This is a genomic window from Trichococcus shcherbakoviae (assembly GCF_963666195.1).
GTDB lineage: Bacteria > Bacillota > Bacilli > Lactobacillales > Aerococcaceae > Trichococcus > Trichococcus shcherbakoviae.
Genome location: NZ_OY762653.1, coordinates 1,007,459 through 1,023,174, shown reverse-complemented (window position 1 = coordinate 1,023,174; position 15,716 = coordinate 1,007,459). Strand labels below are relative to the sequence as shown.

General features: G+C 46.1%; 11 protein-coding genes and 1 pseudogene. 9 read left to right on the top strand and 3 right to left on the bottom strand.

Annotated features, from left to right (window positions below; genetic code table 11):
- Nucleotides 1-137 precede the first annotated feature (137 nt).
- A pseudogene (gene pyk / locus ACKPBX_RS04715) lies at nucleotides 138-1,559 on the top strand (pyruvate kinase); the annotation flags it as partial.
- Nucleotides 1,560-1,824: 265 nt separating this feature from the next.
- On the opposite strand, the gene argH reads toward pyk, so the two are convergent.
- Complete coding sequence (gene argH, locus ACKPBX_RS04710) at nucleotides 1,825-3,216, bottom strand: argininosuccinate lyase (protein WP_319996132.1); 1,392 nt, start codon at nucleotides 3,214-3,216, stop codon at nucleotides 1,825-1,827.
- Nucleotides 3,217-3,828: 612 nt separating this feature from the next.
- Between argH and ACKPBX_RS04705 the strand changes: the two genes are divergently transcribed.
- Complete coding sequence (locus ACKPBX_RS04705; protein ID WP_119092360.1) at nucleotides 3,829-4,578, top strand: gamma-glutamyl-gamma-aminobutyrate hydrolase family protein; 750 nt, start codon at nucleotides 3,829-3,831, stop codon at nucleotides 4,576-4,578.
- Between the two features lie 146 nt (nucleotides 4,579-4,724).
- Nucleotides 4,725-5,270, top strand: a complete 546-nt coding sequence (locus ACKPBX_RS04700; protein WP_319996131.1) for a CDP-alcohol phosphatidyltransferase family protein — start codon at nucleotides 4,725-4,727, stop codon at nucleotides 5,268-5,270.
- A 39-nt stretch (nucleotides 5,271-5,309) separates the two neighbouring features.
- Here ACKPBX_RS04700 and ACKPBX_RS04695 read toward each other — a convergent pair whose 3' ends face one another.
- On the bottom strand, nucleotides 5,310-6,479 hold the full coding sequence (locus tag ACKPBX_RS04695; RefSeq protein ID WP_086626856.1) for a pyridoxal phosphate-dependent aminotransferase: 1,170 nt from the start codon (nucleotides 6,477-6,479) through the stop codon (nucleotides 5,310-5,312).
- Between the two features lie 308 nt (nucleotides 6,480-6,787).
- Here ACKPBX_RS04695 and ACKPBX_RS04690 point away from each other — a divergent pair, with 308 nt between their 5' ends.
- Together ACKPBX_RS04690 and ilvD are read left to right on the top strand one after the other, a co-directional pair.
- On the top strand, nucleotides 6,788-7,432 hold the full coding sequence (locus tag ACKPBX_RS04690; protein ID WP_086626857.1) for a hypothetical protein: 645 nt from the start codon (nucleotides 6,788-6,790) through the stop codon (nucleotides 7,430-7,432).
- A gap of 311 nt (nucleotides 7,433-7,743) precedes the next feature.
- Nucleotides 7,744-9,441: a dihydroxy-acid dehydratase gene (gene ilvD, locus ACKPBX_RS04685; RefSeq protein ID WP_319996130.1), complete on the top strand. Its 1,698-nt coding sequence runs from the start codon at nucleotides 7,744-7,746 to the stop codon at nucleotides 9,439-9,441.
- 80 nt (nucleotides 9,442-9,521) lie between these two features.
- On the opposite strand, the gene ACKPBX_RS04680 is transcribed toward ilvD, so the two are convergent.
- Nucleotides 9,522-10,943, bottom strand: a complete 1,422-nt coding sequence (locus ACKPBX_RS04680; RefSeq protein ID WP_319996129.1) for an MFS transporter — start codon at nucleotides 10,941-10,943, stop codon at nucleotides 9,522-9,524.
- Nucleotides 10,944-11,474: 531 nt separating this feature from the next.
- Between ACKPBX_RS04680 and ACKPBX_RS04675 the strand changes: the two genes are divergently transcribed.
- The 4 genes from ACKPBX_RS04675 to uxuA all read left to right on the top strand — a co-directional run bounded on the left by ACKPBX_RS04675 (nucleotide 11,475) and on the right by uxuA (nucleotide 15,694).
- Entirely contained in the window at nucleotides 11,475-12,248 is a 774-nt protein-coding gene (locus ACKPBX_RS04675; RefSeq protein ID WP_319996128.1) for an IclR family transcriptional regulator, read from the top strand.
- 257 nt (nucleotides 12,249-12,505) lie between these two features.
- Entirely contained in the window at nucleotides 12,506-13,153 is a 648-nt protein-coding gene (locus tag ACKPBX_RS04670; protein ID WP_119092366.1) for a bifunctional 2-keto-4-hydroxyglutarate aldolase/2-keto-3-deoxy-6-phosphogluconate aldolase, read from the top strand.
- A 43-nt stretch (nucleotides 13,154-13,196) separates the two neighbouring features.
- Entirely contained in the window at nucleotides 13,197-14,612 is a 1,416-nt protein-coding gene (uxaC, locus tag ACKPBX_RS04665; RefSeq protein WP_319996127.1) for a glucuronate isomerase, read from the top strand.
- A gap of 32 nt (nucleotides 14,613-14,644) precedes the next feature.
- Nucleotides 14,645-15,694, top strand: coding sequence for a mannonate dehydratase (uxuA, locus tag ACKPBX_RS04660; RefSeq protein ID WP_319996126.1), 1,050 nt, complete (start codon nucleotides 14,645-14,647; stop codon nucleotides 15,692-15,694).
- The last annotated feature ends 22 nt before the right edge of the window (nucleotides 15,695-15,716 follow it).

Here is a 15,716-nt window from a genome sequence, read left to right as displayed (position 1 = left end):
AAAACGTGATGCCGAATAGCATCACGTTTTTGTCTTTTGACAGCGTCATAATTTCTAAACCAACGCATTTGTTCTATAATGAAGACAGGTAAATGTCAGGTTATGAAGAGGGTAAATTCAGAAATGAGGGGCTAACAGTGAAAAAAACGAAGATAGTCTGCACAATCGGACCAGCCAGCGATTCCGTCGATGTGCTGGTAAGGATGATGAACAGCGGCATGAATGTGGCGCGGCTGAATTTTTCACACGGCGCACATGATACGCATATGGTCAGCCTGAATAATGTCAGGGAAGCTGCACGGTTGGCGAACAAAAACATAGGCATCATGATGGATATCCAAGGCCAAAAAATCCGGACAAACAAAATGACCGATGACGCAGTTACATTGGTTTCCGGGGAGTCGGTAATCATCAGCATGGAACCCGTGCTGGGAACAAAAGAAAAATTCTCTGTCACCTATCCTGAGCTGATCAACGATGTGACGATCGGCATGCATATTTTGATCGATGACGGTTTATTGGTTCTGGAGGTTACGGATATCAATTATGAAGCCAAAGAAATCATAGCCATAGTCCAAGTGGATGGCATCCTGAAGAATTCAAAGGGCATCAATGTGCCGGAGGCTAAATTCAGCATGCCCGGCCTGACGGAAAAAGATGCTGCGGATATCCGCTTCGGTGTCCAGCAGGGAGTGGATTTCATCGCCGCCAGCTTTGTCCGCAGGGCCAGTGATATCCTGGAAATTATCGAAATCCTTGAAGAAATGGATGCGATGGATACGCAGATCATCGCCAAAATCGAAAACCAGGAAGGCGTCCAGAATGCTGAAGAGATACTCAAGGTGTGCAGCGGCTTGATGGTTGCGCGCGGCGATTTGGGTGTGGAAATCAACGGTGGCGATGTGCCGATCGTCCAGAAAGATCTGATCCGAAAATGTAATCTGGTCGGAAAACAAGTCATCACCGCCACGCAGATGTTGGACTCCATGCAATGGAATCCGCGGCCGACAAGGGCAGAAGCGAGCGACGTCGCGAATGCTATATTTGATGGAACAGATGCAGTCATGCTTTCCGGCGAATCGGCTGTAGGTCAGTACCCCGTGGAGACTGTAGCGATGATGGCGCGGATAGCGGAACGGACGGAAGAAGCCCTTGAGGCAAATGGCGGCAACCTATCCACGTTGGCCTTGTTCGATAAGGCATCCGTTACCGAAGCAATCAGCCAAGCTGCAGCGCGTACTGTTATGAACCTGGGCATCAAGACCATCGTAGCTGCAACCAGCTCCGGGCATACGGCCCGCATGATCTCCAAATACCGGCCGAAAGCGAATATTTTGGCGGCGACCTACAGTGAAAGGGTCCAGAGAGGATTGACGCTTGTCTGGGGTGTCCAGTCTTTCGTGATTGATGAGCCTGAAAATGTCGATGATATGCTGAGCAAGGTAACGGCATTGGCGAAAGAAAAGGGCTTTGCGCAACCTGGAGACGCCATTGTCATCACTGCCGGGACGCCGATAAAAGAAAGTGGCACAACTAATCTGATGAAGATCGAACGGATACCCGATTGAATGCAACGCATTGAGTGGAACGGTTTTTTGTATTGGGATTGGATTTATACTAAGAGATTCCCCGCCAAAACCTATTTGGAGGGGTAAAATGTCCAAGGGCAACACGAGATTGCCCGCCAAAAACCATTTGGCGGGGTAAAACATCAGCGGATAATAAGAGATTCCCCTTCAAAACCACTTTGGCGGGGAATTCCACCGCCAAACCACAGAAAGAGGCAGCCTCATTTCGAGGCTGCCTCTTTCTGTTAATGATTGATCAGGAGATGATCTGGTAGTCTTCTAATTTTGTTTTGACTGCTTCGATGTGCTCTTTCACTCGTTCCGGTGCCGGTCCACCGGCTACATTTCTGCGGATGACGCATTCCTTCAGGTCAACCTTTTTGTAGATGGTTTCATCAAAAGCATCCGAGTGTTTTTTGTACATCTCCAACGGGAAGTTTTCCAGCGTCAGGTTCTGTTCTTCGCACTCTTTCAGGATGTTTCCGGTGATCTTGTAAGCGTCACGGAAAGGGATGCCTTTTTCGACAAGGAAGTCGGCACAGTCAGTGGCATTCAGATAGCCTTTTTGCGAAGCCGTCAGCATGGCTGCTTCCATCACGTCCATATCGTTGAGCATTGCAGGTAGGATTTCCAGACAGAATGTGACCGTGTCGATCGCTTCGAACAGCAATTCTTTTTCTTCCTGCATGTCTTTGTTGTATGCAAGCGGTAAACCTTTCATCAAAGTCAATACGCCCATCAAGTCGCCGAAGACACGGCCGGATTTGCCGCGCAGCAATTCCGCGATGTCCGGATTTTTCTTCTGCGGCATGATGCTTGAGCCGGAAGAGAATGTATCCCGGATTTTCACAAAACCGAATTCCTGCGATGACCAGATGATGACTTCTTCAGCCAGACGGGAAATGTGGACCATGATGATCGACATATCCGCCAGCATTTCCAAGGAATGGTCGCGATCGGATACGCCATCCAAACTGTTCCGGGAAAAATCCTTGAAGCCGAGTGCTTCAGCAGTGAAGGCGCGGTCCAATGGCAAGGTAGTTGTCGCAAGCGCGGCACTGCCCAGCGGCATATAATGCAGTACCCGTTCTTTGGCATCATCCAGACGGGATTTGTCCCTTAGGAACATCTCCGTGTAAGCCATCAGGTGATGGGCAAATGTGATGGGTTGTGCACGTTGCAGATGGGTATAACCAGGCATGATCGTTTCCAGATGCTGTTCGGCTTTTTCACTCAATGCGAGGGCAACGTTGGCAGTAAGACTGGACAGATGCTCCAACGCAGAAACAGAATACAACTTCAAAGCAGTCGCTACTTGGTCGTTGCGGCTTCTGCCTGTGTGGACCTTTTTGCCGATAGCGCCAAGACGTCGCGTCAGTTCCGCTTCCAAGAAGCTGTGGATATCTTCTTCCGAGAAATCGATGGTCAGATCGCCATCCTGCAGTTCATCATTCATTTTGCCCAGTTCATTGACGAGGGCATCCGCTTCTTCGCGGGGAATGATTTCGGTTTTGCCCAACATTTTTGCGTGAGCGATGCTTCCTGCGATATCCGCATAGACCAGACGGGCATCCGCATCGATGGATGAATTGAATTCAAATGCCTTTTCATTCATGGAACCGTGATAATTATTTGACCAAATTGCCATAATTTCCTCCTCGGCAGGGTGTTTGTCTTGATGTGGATGACCACACCGCAATCCCTGGCTCTTTTCAATAGTATTTTAATACGCTTCAGTATTGCTGCTTTTTTCTTTTGCTTCTGTCAATTGTACAATTGTTTCGAACGCGAGTTCAATCCCTTTTTGCAATTGCGCATAATCTGTCCATTTTTAATGCTACTCTTTCCCCGAAAATATGCGAGTGCAAGTATTCTCATTTTTTTTTAATTTTATTTTCTATATTGAATCCTAGAGCAAAAGCATCCAAAAAGCAAGGGAAATCAAGGATATTCATGAAAAATGGAGAATTAAAATGAGATACTGCAATGAAAAACGCCACAACTGGTCATTGACAGAGGGATGACAGCACGTTACAATAGCATTAATTTATTTTTAAATGTGAATTTGGTGAAAAAATTTATCTAATAGCAATAATATGGGCGGAGGAATGAGAATGATGGACGGCTATCTGGACATGCATATGTGTTGCAGAAAAGTTAAGCATGTACGTCGTGCGCTCATTTGAACAGCCTTTTTGGGAAGTGTCTGCAGATCATAATCGCACTTCATTAGAGAATAATGTGACGGGAGGAATAATGGATGAAACCGATTATAGGAATTGGAGGCAACCATTTGTCTGCTGAGCTCGGCAACCAGATGGAAAAAACATACACACCGCAAGGATTTATCGATGGTGTACAAGTAGCAGGAGGGATTCCGCTTGTGATTCCCATCAGCGATCCAATGGATGCAGAGCATTACATCAATGCTGTGGACGGATTGATTTTGGCAGGCGGGCAGGACGTATCCCCGATTCTTTATGATGAGGAGCCGACGCATCGGTTGGGTGTGACACATCCGGCGCGGGACGCATTCGAGATTGCTTTGGCCCGAGAAGCCTACAATCAATGTAAACCGATTTTTGCGGTATGCCGCGGTATGCAACTGATCAATGTCGCTTTTGGCGGAAGCCTGCATCAGGATATCAGCCAGCTGGAAGAGTATGATGTCCAACATGACCAAAAAACGAACATCCAGTATGCTTCCCATTCGATTTCGATTGCCCCGAATAATTTCTTGCGTTCCTTTTTAGGGGAGAAGCATCTCGTCAACTCTTTCCATCATCAGGGCGTCAAGGAATTGGCGGAGCCTTTTGAGGCCATCGCTTGGAGCTCTGACGGGTTGATTGAAGCCTTCCAAGCAAAAGAAAGAAGCCAAAATATCTTTGCCGTGCAGTGGCATCCGGAATTTATGCTGGCCTCCTCCCAGAAAATGCAATATTTCTTTGATGAAATCGTCTTCCTGGCGGGAACAGGCATCCATTATCAAGACAACGTGATACATTATTGAGAATCGTTCAGAAACCTGCTGCCATCCGGCTGCTGGGTCTCTGGACTTTTTTTGTGCTTTAGGCTCCGCTTAAAATAGCTAAAGAACGCGCTATAGATTAAAATATAAGTAAGAAGAACGCCAATGGTAGCTGGGAGGCCAAATTTATGAAACGTGTACCGAACATCCTTACGCTGATACGCCTGTTTTTGATCCCTTTTTATTTGATGGTCTTCTATTCCGATACGGCGCATCCGGTCCGTTGGGCGATGATCATTTTTCTGGTCGCCAGCCTTACCGACATCATCGATGGCTACATCGCCAGGAAATATGATGCCATCACGAAATTTGGGCAGGTGGCTGACCCGTTTGCGGACAAAGTGATGCAGATTTCGGTTCTGTACACATTGATGGACATCGGGTATATCGAAAACTGGTTTTTCCTGATTGTATTGATAAAAGACGGTTTGCAGATATTCCTAGGAGTGGCTTTGCTGAATGTCGAGCCGAAGATCATCGTGCCGGCGAATGTATTCGGGAAGGCCACGACCGTCCTGATTTTTGCTACGATCCTGCTTTCCTTGTTCCGTCTGCCGGGATTGATCTATCTGCAGCTGTTCGTCGGGGGATTGGCAGTCATCACCTTCTCCCAGTATGCTTACCATGTCTGGCGAGCATGGGGAAAAAATAAGCCAGCCAAGACTGAAAACTAATGATTAAAAAAACGACGAGTTTCCTCGTCGTTTTTTTGTCTATAAATTCGGATAAGCTTTTATGATATAGGCTTTGATGCGGTCAATGGCCTCCTGCAGGACTTCTTCCGATTCCGCGAATGGGATCCTCAAGTAGCCTTCGCCCATTTTCCCGAAAGCGGAGCCCGGCGTCAGCGCCACATGGGTTTCCGTCAAGATTTCCATCGCAAAATCATAGGAAGACTTACCGAATGCCTTGATGTTCGGGAAGGCATAGAAGGCGCCTTCCGTATTCAGACAATTGAAGCCGGGGATCTGGTTCAAGCCATCGACGATGATGTGGCGGCGACGGTCATATTGTTCCAGAAAATAACGGACATCATCCTGCGGTCCGGTGATTGCAGCGATTGCGGCTTCCTGGATGAAGGGCGGGACGCAGAATCCGACGCCTTCCCTGAACTCAGCCATGCGATCGATGGCTTCATGATTGCCGACGACATATCCGATCCGCCAACCCGTCATCGCATAGGTTTTGGACAAGCTGTTCACTACGAAATGATTATCTTTTGCACCGGGTATCTGGAACAGGCTGAAATGTTTCTTTCCATCGTAAATGAGACTTTCGTAGACTTCATCCGACAGAATCGCAATCTGATGGAGATCAGCCAATGCCACGATGGCTTCCATATCGCTCGGATCAAGGATTGAACCCATCGGATTATTCGGGGTATTCAGAATGATCAAACGCGTTTTGTCGGTCATGACCTGCTCAATGTCGGAAGCCTGCATTTTGAATGAATTTTCTTCGTAGACAGGCACCGGCACAACTTTGGCTCCCAAAAGCATGATTTGACCGAGATAATTCGGATAGCTCGGGTCGGCGATGATCACTTCGTCACCTGGATTCAGGATTGACATCATAACATGCAGAATGCCTTCCGTTCCGCCGAAAGTCGCCATGACTTCATTCGGTTCGAAGGGGATGCCGGTCTGGTCCGTGTATTTTTTTGCGACGGCTTGCTGAAAAGCGAGCTCGCCGACATTCGGCCCGTAGTGCGTATGATTGGCGGCGATGGCATCCTGCGCTGCTTTTTTGATATATTCCGGGGTTTCGAAATTCGGTTCGCCCATCGTCAGCATCAGGGTGTCATCAAATTGGGCGGCCAGCTTCGCCATCTTTCGGATGCTGGATGCCGGATAGTTTTTGGATAGTTCAGACCAATGGTACATGTAGGTGTGCTCCTTTTAATCAACTTTACTTCAATTTTTTCTGTTTTTCTTCTATTTTTCTACTATCTTATCAGAAATTATTCGACTATCCTAGTGTCGGGAGCGGAGGAGACGAATGGACCCCAAAGGAAGATAAAGATAATTTTCTGAAAAGTTGCATTCAGCCGGACTGTTTTTGGTATAATGAAAGGATGGATACAAAAACAGAACGACTTTTCATTTGCTGCAACGGGATGGCCTATCTTATCGTTAATTTTATTTAAATGGGTGGAAGTCAGGTTTTGTAATAACAAATTAGGAGCAACAAGATGTCAGACCAGAAGATTTATTTATTATTGACGGATACAGGATCGATGTTGACTCGGACCATCAAACTGTTTACGAGAAAAAAATATAACCACGTATCCTTGGCGTTTGACGCAGAACTGGCGGATACCTTCAGTTTCGGCCGCAAAAAAGCCAATAACCCTTTTATCGGTGGGTTCATACACGAAGATGTGACATCTGATTTCTACAGCCGGGCAAAATGCGCGGTTTATGAGTTGACCGTGTCAGAGAAACAGGCGGCTGTGATGAGAGGCTATGTCTCTTCATTCGAGAAGGACAAAGAAAAATACCATTATAATCTGCTGGGGTTATTGCCGGCTCTGTTCAATAAGGTATGGGACAGGGAAAATTATTATTTTTGTTCCCATTTTATTTCGACTGTATTAGTGGAGGGGGACGTGCTGCAAGCCAACAAGCCAGTGGCCCTGATGAGGCCGACAGATGTTTTGGAAGCATTGCCGTTTGTACCTTTGTATGAAGGGGTTCTTTATCATTTCAATGAGCTGTCCACGAGTGCAAGCGCGCAAGGTTTGGCATATGAAGCTGAAAACATAATCGAGTCCATTGATTCGGATAGTGCTGACCTCTATTTTCCGGATAACTTTTCGCCTGTCCCTATCCTTTAATCAACCCGATGGATTGAGGTAGATGAACGGATTATGAAAGAAGAATAAAAGCATTGACTTATTTCTAATTTAGATTTAATATTTAAAGAAAGATAATGAAAGGAGTTGCAGTATGATGAGAAAAATGAACGCACACAGTACGACAGCTTGCCATGCTGTAAACACTTTATTAGTCATTATTATGCCCTAGGATTCAAACTATTCAATTAGTTGAGTCCTATTCTTAGTGAATCAGGGCTCGACGTAAGCTGGAGCCCTATGTCACATGAGGGCTTCTTTTTTATAAATATACGGAAAAAGGGGAGACAGCAATGCGTAGTGATAAAATCAAAAAGGGAATAGATAAAGCGCCACATCGTTCCTTGTTGCGAGCGACCGGACAAATCAGGGAAGAAGGGGACATGGACAAACCGTTCATAGCTGTCTGCAATTCCTATACAGATATCGTGCCTGGTCACGTGCATTTGAGAGAATTGGGTGATATCGCCAAAGAAGCGATCCGTGAAGCCGGCGGGATTCCTTTTGAATTCAACACTATCGGTGTCGACGACGGGATCGCGATGGGACACATCGGGATGCGCTACTCATTGCCATCACGCGAAATCATTGCCGATGCCGCTGAAACGGTCATCAATGCACATTGGTTCGACGGTGTTTTCTACATCCCGAACTGCGATAAGATTACTCCGGGTATGCTTTTGGCGGCTGTCCGCACCAATGTTCCGGCGATTTTCTGCTCTGGCGGCCCGATGAAGGCTGGACTTTCAGCTACCGGACAGGCTTTGACACTGTCATCCATGTTTGAAGCGGTCGGCACTTTCAAAGAAGGCAACATGACCGAGGAAGAATTCTTCGATATGGAAGCCAACGCTTGCCCAACATGCGGTTCTTGTGCGGGGATGTTCACCGCCAACTCGATGAACTGTTTGATGGAAGTATTGGGATTGGCATTGCCATACAACGGTACTGCTTTGGCAGTCAGTGACGAGAGAAGAGAACTGATCCGCGAAGCGGCTTTCAAATTGATGGACTTAGTCAAAAAAGACATCAAACCGCGTGACATCATCACTGCTGAAGCAATCGATGATGCCTTCGCCTTGGATATGGCGATGGGTGGCTCGACGAATACAGTGCTGCATACATTGGCTTTGGCGAAAGAAGCGGGAATCGATTATGACATGAACCGCATCAACGAGATCGCGGAAACAACCCCGTACCTATCAAAAATCGCACCATCATCTGTTTACTCCATGCATGATGTGCATGAGGCGGGTGGTGTGCCGGCGATCATGAATGAATTGATTAAACACGGCAACCTGCATCCGGACCGTATCACTGTAACCAGCAAAACGATCCGCGAAAATGTTGCGAACCATGAAATCAAGAACGAAGAAGTCATCCATAAATACGAGAATGCCTATTCTCCAGTCGGTGGCTTGTCCATCCTGAACGGCAATATCGCTCCTTTCGGCGGCGTCATCAAAGTAGGCGGCGTGGATGCCGACATAAAAAAATTCGTCGGAAAAGCGATCTGCTTCAGCAGCCATGATGAAGCGGTGGAAGCAATAGATAACCGTACAGTCAAAAAAGGACATGTTGTCGTCATCCGTTATGAGGGCCCTAAAGGCGGACCTGGAATGCCGGAAATGTTGGCTCCAACTTCTTCCATCGTGGGACGCGGCTTAGGCCGCGATGTTGCACTGATCACTGACGGCCGTTTCTCCGGTGCCACACGCGGTATCGCGATCGGACACATCTCTCCGGAAGCTGCTTCAGGCGGCCCAATCGGCTTGATTGAAGATGGCGATGAAATCGTCATCGATTTGGAGCACCGCACAATCAACGTAAGTGTCGCTGATGAAGTGTTGGAAGAGAGAAAGAAAAAACAAACACGCTTCATGCCTAAAGTGAAGACAGGTTGGTTGGCACGTTACGCCGCGTTGGTTACATCAGCCAATACCGGTGGCGTTCTGAAGACGCCAGAAGAATTATTTGCAGAATACGAATAAAACAAAAAATTCCAGCCGGAAAACAATCCGGTTGGAATTTTTTGTTTTGGAATTCAGTCCATTCGTTTGCTGCGGACGAATTATTCTTCGTCGCGACCCAGAGCGACTTGCATCTCTGCAACAGTCTTACTGTCCAAGTTGAAGATGAACTGGAAGCAGATGAAGATGAGGATGTAGCCAATCAATGGGAACAGGGCAGCCATATCACGGATGGCGTGTGAATTTTCGGCGGTCCATGTCATGGCGTCCTTGACATCCAGTGTAGGTATCAGGATGGCGATGGCTGCTGGAATGAATGATTGGCCGAAGCCTTGTGCGACTTTACGCAGCATGGAGTAGGTTGCGTAAACGGAACCTTCGTTACGGATGCCTGTCTTCCATTCTTGATAATCGATCGCGTCAGCAACCATACCCCAAGTATAGATGGTCAAACCGAAGGCGAAGCTGTTTGCGATGATCTGCATCGCGATCCAAAGAATCGGATTTGTGATTTCGACCAAGTAAAGGAAAGCATAGACTGCGATAGAGCCGATCAATGGCCAAGTCGACAATTCTTTTTTGCCCAGTTTTCCGACCAAGGCACCACCAAGGGCAGTACCAACAAATAGTGGGATAATTTGAGTGAGGATGGAGTAAGAACTCAAGGTTCCATCTCCGAAGTACATTTGGTAAGTCAATTGATGCAATTGGTTCCCGCCCATGATGAACAGGATTTGAGCGATAGAGGCAAGAGCGATACCCAGAATCGCGCGGTTATGGAAGAAGTCTTTTAATGTCTTGAAGTAATTGAATTTTACCTCTTCACCCTCAGCCTCAACATGCTGGATGCGTTCTTCCGTATTCAGATACAGAAGCGCAAAAGCAATGATGGAAACGATACCCAAAATGACTGCAATCGGGAACATTCTTTCGCCGCGGAAAATACTTGCTGTTTGGCCGTTTTTTGTGACTTGCTCATAAGCGAACAACGGAATCAGTACGCCTAGAGGAACACCTGCGATGATGTATCCCCAAGAACGTGCGTTGGATAAAGCAGCGCGTTGTGAAGGCTTGGCGGTCATAACTGAGCTCAGAGCGCCGTAAGGTACGTTAACGACTGTATAGGTGATATCCCATAAGATGTACCCACCGATACACAAAGCAAGTTTAGCAGGATATGACCAGTCAGCCGCATCGATGAACATGACAGTTGCTGCCAATGCCAAGAAAGGAGCGCCGCGCAGAATCCATTGTTTAAATTTTTCACCATTTTTGTTTGCGCCCATCCGGTCGACGATCGCGCCGATGATCGGATCGTTGATGCCATCAAGGATTTTCGTGATCAGGATGACAATGGAATAGTGGGCCAAGGAAATTCCGATGTACTGGGTGTAGAAAATGAACATGTAGCTGGAAATTAACGTGAAACTCATATTGCAGCCGAAGTCGCCCATGAAATATCCAAGTAGGTCACGGAATCCAAATGGACGCTTTGCTGTGCCGGTGACTTGATTTTGAGCCATTTTAAATTTTCCTCCCATAAAAGATTATTTTTGATAAGAAGGGCGAAAATAATAACGGGAATTGTATATCATAATATGAAACTGCCGTTTTTAATCTGATATGAGTATAGTAAGAAAACGCATTCAAGTCAAAGGTGAGCAGTGGAAATAATCCAAAATACAGCGGGTCCTGTCAAATTTCTGACATAATCCCAAAGCCATGTTATGCGCGTAGGATCGCCCATAGGGAAGAATGTTCCGAAAAAAATGACGCGCAAACTTCCTTTCCTCGGCGTTTGCATCCATAAGAAGAAACAGAAGCTGTGCATCGCGAATGTGTAGATCTTTGTATGCGTTTAAATTATTTTTTGAAATTAGACGCGGGGGGCTTATCATGCTTCATTTTATTTGCTATAATATCACAATATGAAACGGTTTCCCGTTAAATGAATCCAAACGCTGATTTTTGATTAGCTAAGTATGGAAAATGGAATGATATACAAAGATTTTGTAAGGTTTGAGACTATATTCGAAAAAAGGATGATCAGAAAAATGGTACAAAAAGAAGAGTCAAACACAAGCACAAAAGTTCAATCGATAGATCGGGCCTTATCGATCCTGGAAACATTGGCGGACTATCCTAGTCTCAGCCTGATGGAGTTGAGCGAAAAAGTCCGCCTGCATAAAGCAACGACCCATCGCTTGGTGAACTCTCTGATGGAAAACGGCTATATCGACCGCAATCCTGACACCAAGCAATACCGCATTTCCTTGAAGATGTTCCATCTCGGGAACAAACGTGTCCACAACATCGACTTCTTGAACGTGGCCAAAAGCATGATCCGTCAGTTGTCGGATGATACGAAACAGACCGTGCATCTGGTTGTGGAAGACAATGATGAAGTGCTCTACATCGATAAGTATGGTGAGTCCCGCGGTGTGCGGATGCAATCAAAGATCGGTACGAAAGCGCCACTTTATTGCACTGCGGTCGGGAAAGCGCTCCTGAGCACCCGTCAAAATGCTGCCGTCCGTGAATATTGGGACAGCATCGTTCCGGAACAGAAGACCGGACGCACGATCACCACTTATGAAGAACTCGTCAATGAACTGGATGAAATCAGAAGGAATGGTTACGCCCTCGACGATGAGGAGTTTGAAGAGGGCATCGTCTGCATCGCAGCAGCGTTTTCGAGCGCAAGGGAAGTTGCCGCAGGCGCGATCAGCATCTCCTTGCCGTTGTCCGACATGGTCGATAAAGACTTCTATACAGGAAAAATTTTGGAGTATGCCACAAAGATTTCACAGTTGCTCGGTCACTTTTGATCCTTTCCGATCTGAGCCCGATACAGCAGGAACTCCCCACGAAGCGCATGATACATGCGTTTGTGGGGAGTTTTTTTGTATATCCTTTTGTTTTTTTCTGGGGCCATTCAGGAGTACGCCACAAATTTTTCACAATTGGGAGGTCATTTTTATATTTCTGATGGAATTTCGTTGACATAAAAGATGGTAAATTCTATAATGAACTCGAGTTATGATACTGAGTTCCACAATGCGAAACCATGAATGGAGGATGACAAATGAGCGTCAAGAGAGATACCCTGGCTCAATTACAAGAGAATTACCTGTTTGCAGTAGTGCGCGGAGCTTCCGAAGAAGCGGGTTATGAGATTTCAAAAGCAGCTTATCAAGGAGGCATCAAGAACATCGAGGTGACATTTTCGACACCGGGTGCTGAAAATGTTATGCGCAAGCTGTCTGATGAATTCGCAGGTACGGATATGGTCGTAGGTGCAGGTACGGTATTGGATGAAGTCGCTGCGAGAATTTCGATCATGAACGGAGCGAAATTTATCGTAAGCCCTTCCTTTAATGAAAAGATTTCAAGAATGTGCAACCTATACACTGTTCCATACTTGCCTGGATGCGGTTCTGTTACAGAAATTCAAATGGCTCTGGAAACTGGATGCGAAGTAGTGAAGCTTTTCCCGGGTGGTTTGTTGGGTCCTGGATTCATCAAAGACGTTCATGGGCCTATTCCTTGGGTTGACGTGATGCCATCAGGTGGCGTAAGCATTGAGAACATGGACAAATGGATCGCAAACGGAGCTTGGTCAGTCGGTGTCGGCAGTGCCTTGACACGAAACCTTAAAGAAGGCGGCTACTCCAGTGTAGCGGCTGCAGCTAAAGAATTTGCCGATCGATTGGCAGAAATCAAAGCGCAATAATCAATGATATTTCAAAATAAAGCTCGGAAGGGGATTTCTTCACATGTCATTTATTCATGACGACTTTATGTTACAGTCCGAAACGGCCAAAAAACTTTACCACGAATATGCGGAAAACATGCCCATCTTCGATTACCACTGCCATTTGGTCCCGCAACAGATCGCTGAAGATTATGAGTTCGAAAACATTACGGAATTATGGTTGGGCGGAGATCATTACAAATGGCGCGCGATGCGTGCGATGGGAATTCCGGAAGAAAAAATCACCGGCAATGCTTCTCCTGAAGAAAAATTTGAAGCTTGGGCCTACACTGCTGAAAATGCAGTAGGGAATCCCTTGTTCCACTGGACAGCTTTGGAATTGAAAAAGTACTTCCATATAGAAGAAACACTTACCAGTGCCAACTGGAAGGAAATCTATGCGGAATGCAACCGCGTGTTGAAAGAAGAAAAGCTGACAGCACGACAATTGATCAAAAATTCCAACGTCACCTTCATTTGTACGACAGACAACCCAACGGATACGTTGGAATGGCACAAAGCAATCGCTGAAGACGAGACATTCGATGTGGCCGTCGTTCCTGGTTTCCGTCCAGATGAAGCTTTCGCTATCCAGGAAGCAGCCAAGTTTGCTGGATTCATCGGAAAAATGCAAGAGGCGACAGGCAAAGAAATGACGACATTCGCTGAGTTGTTGGACGGAATGGAAGAGCGGATCCAATATTTTGCGGATCATGGTTCGAATGTTTCCGACCACGGTTTATCCCAAATCTACTATGCTGAAGCTACGGATGAAGAGATTGAAGCTATCTATGCCAAAGCGATCGCAGGGGACAGCATCTCGGAAGCGGAATATGCAAAATACCAAACACGCTTGTTGGTGGAATTGGGCAAAATCTATGCTGCAAAAGACTTCGTGATGCAATTGCACTTCGGCGCTATCCGCAACAACAATAAGCGCATGTTTGCTAAATTAGGCGCGGATGCGGGCTTCGATTCCATCCAGGATCAACCGAACGTATCCTATGCTTTGAACAATCTGCTTGGTGCAATGGACCTGACGAATGAATTGCCTAAATTCATCGCTTATAACCTTGACCCTACTTATTTCGACTTGGTGGGAACGGCAATAACGAACTTCCAAGTGAACGATAAAGGCATCAAGAGCAAAGTTCAGATGGGTTCCGGTTGGTGGTTCAACGACACCAAGTACGGCATGCTGAAACAATTGAAATCTTTATCCGAAGCAGGTTTGTTGATGAATTTTGTCGGCATGCTGACAGATTCAAGAAGCTTCATCTCCTATACGCGTCATGAGTATTTCCGCCGCATCCTTTGTGATTTCATCGGTGATCTCGTGGAACGTGGAGAAATCCCGAATGATGCCAAGTTACTTGAAAAGCTGATCACAAACATCAGCTACAACAACGCTGTAGAATACTTTGATTTTAAAAAATAAAAAAACAAAAAAAGAAGAGGAAGTGTATTGCAATGGAAATGTCATTCAGATGGTACGGTCATGAGGACCCTGTTACACTGAAAAATATTCGTCAAATCCCTGGTATGAAAGGAATCGTCACTGCAGTTTACGATATCCCTGTTGGTCAATCTTGGCCTTTGGAAAGAATCGAAAAGTTGAAAACGGGCGTTGAAGCTGAAGGTATGTACATCTCAGTCATTGAATCTGTTCCGGTTCACGAATCCATCAAATTGGGTCGTCCAGACCGTGACCAATACATCGAGGCATACAAAGAAACCTTACGCAACTTAGGTAAAGCAGGAATTCCTGTTGTATGTTACAACTTTATGCCAATCTTTGACTGGACTCGTTCCAACTTGGCATACGAATTACCTGATGGTTCAAATGCATTGATCTTCGATGAAGAAGAAGTAAACAAAATGGACCCACGTACGCTTTCTCTTCCAGGTTGGGACGAAAGCTACAATGCTGAAGAAATGAACGCTTTAATGGATGAATACAAAGAAGTTGACGAAGAAAAACTATGGGAAAACCTGGAATACTTCATCAAAGCGATCATGCCTACAGCTGAGGCAGCCGGCGTCAAGATGGCTATCCACCCTGATGATCCTCCATACAGCATCTTCGGATTGCCTCGTATCATCACTGGCGGAGAAGCATTGAACCGCTTCATCAAATTGTACGACAGCGAATATAACGGCGTTACATTATGCGTAGGCTCATTCGCTTCAGATCCTAAAAACGATGCAGTGGCTATCTTGAAAGATATGCTTGCTAAAAAACGTGTGAACTTCGTGCATGCACGTAACGTGAAATTAGTCGGTGGACGTTCATTTGAAGAGTCAGCTCACTTGTCTGAAATGGGATCCATCGATATGTATGAAGTAGTAAAAGCATGTGTTGAAGGCGGCTTTGAAGGTGCAATCCGTCCAGACCATGGCCGTATGATTTGGGGAGAAACCGGTAAACCTGGTTATGGTTTGTATGACCGTGCATTAGGTGCAACTTACCTGAATGGTTTGGAAGAAGCAGTTAAGAAAAACTTGAAAGCTCAACAATAACAATAAGAAAGAAGGAAAATCA

What these genes read in the sequence shown, in the direction of transcription:
- ACKPBX_RS04680 (WP_319996129.1), bottom strand. Translation starts at nt 10,943, where the DNA reads ATGGCTCAAAATCAAGTCACCGGCACAGCAAAGCGTCCATTTGGATTC.
- uxaC (WP_319996127.1), top strand. Translation starts at nt 13,197, where the DNA reads ATGTCATTTATTCATGACGACTTTATGTTACAGTCCGAAACGGCCAAA.
- ACKPBX_RS04670 (WP_119092366.1), top strand. Translation starts at nt 12,506, where the DNA reads ATGAGCGTCAAGAGAGATACCCTGGCTCAATTACAAGAGAATTACCTG.
- ACKPBX_RS04705 (WP_119092360.1), top strand. Translation starts at nt 3,829, where the DNA reads ATGAAACCGATTATAGGAATTGGAGGCAACCATTTGTCTGCTGAGCTC.
- ACKPBX_RS04675 (WP_319996128.1), top strand. Translation starts at nt 11,475, where the DNA reads ATGGTACAAAAAGAAGAGTCAAACACAAGCACAAAAGTTCAATCGATA.
- ACKPBX_RS04690 (WP_086626857.1), top strand. Translation starts at nt 6,788, where the DNA reads ATGTCAGACCAGAAGATTTATTTATTATTGACGGATACAGGATCGATG.
- uxuA (WP_319996126.1), top strand. Translation starts at nt 14,645, where the DNA reads ATGGAAATGTCATTCAGATGGTACGGTCATGAGGACCCTGTTACACTG.
- ilvD (WP_319996130.1), top strand. Translation starts at nt 7,744, where the DNA reads ATGCGTAGTGATAAAATCAAAAAGGGAATAGATAAAGCGCCACATCGT.
- argH (WP_319996132.1), bottom strand. Translation starts at nt 3,216, where the DNA reads ATGGCAATTTGGTCAAATAATTATCACGGTTCCATGAATGAAAAGGCA.
- ACKPBX_RS04695 (WP_086626856.1), bottom strand. Translation starts at nt 6,479, where the DNA reads ATGTACCATTGGTCTGAACTATCCAAAAACTATCCGGCATCCAGCATC.
- ACKPBX_RS04700 (WP_319996131.1), top strand. Translation starts at nt 4,725, where the DNA reads ATGAAACGTGTACCGAACATCCTTACGCTGATACGCCTGTTTTTGATC.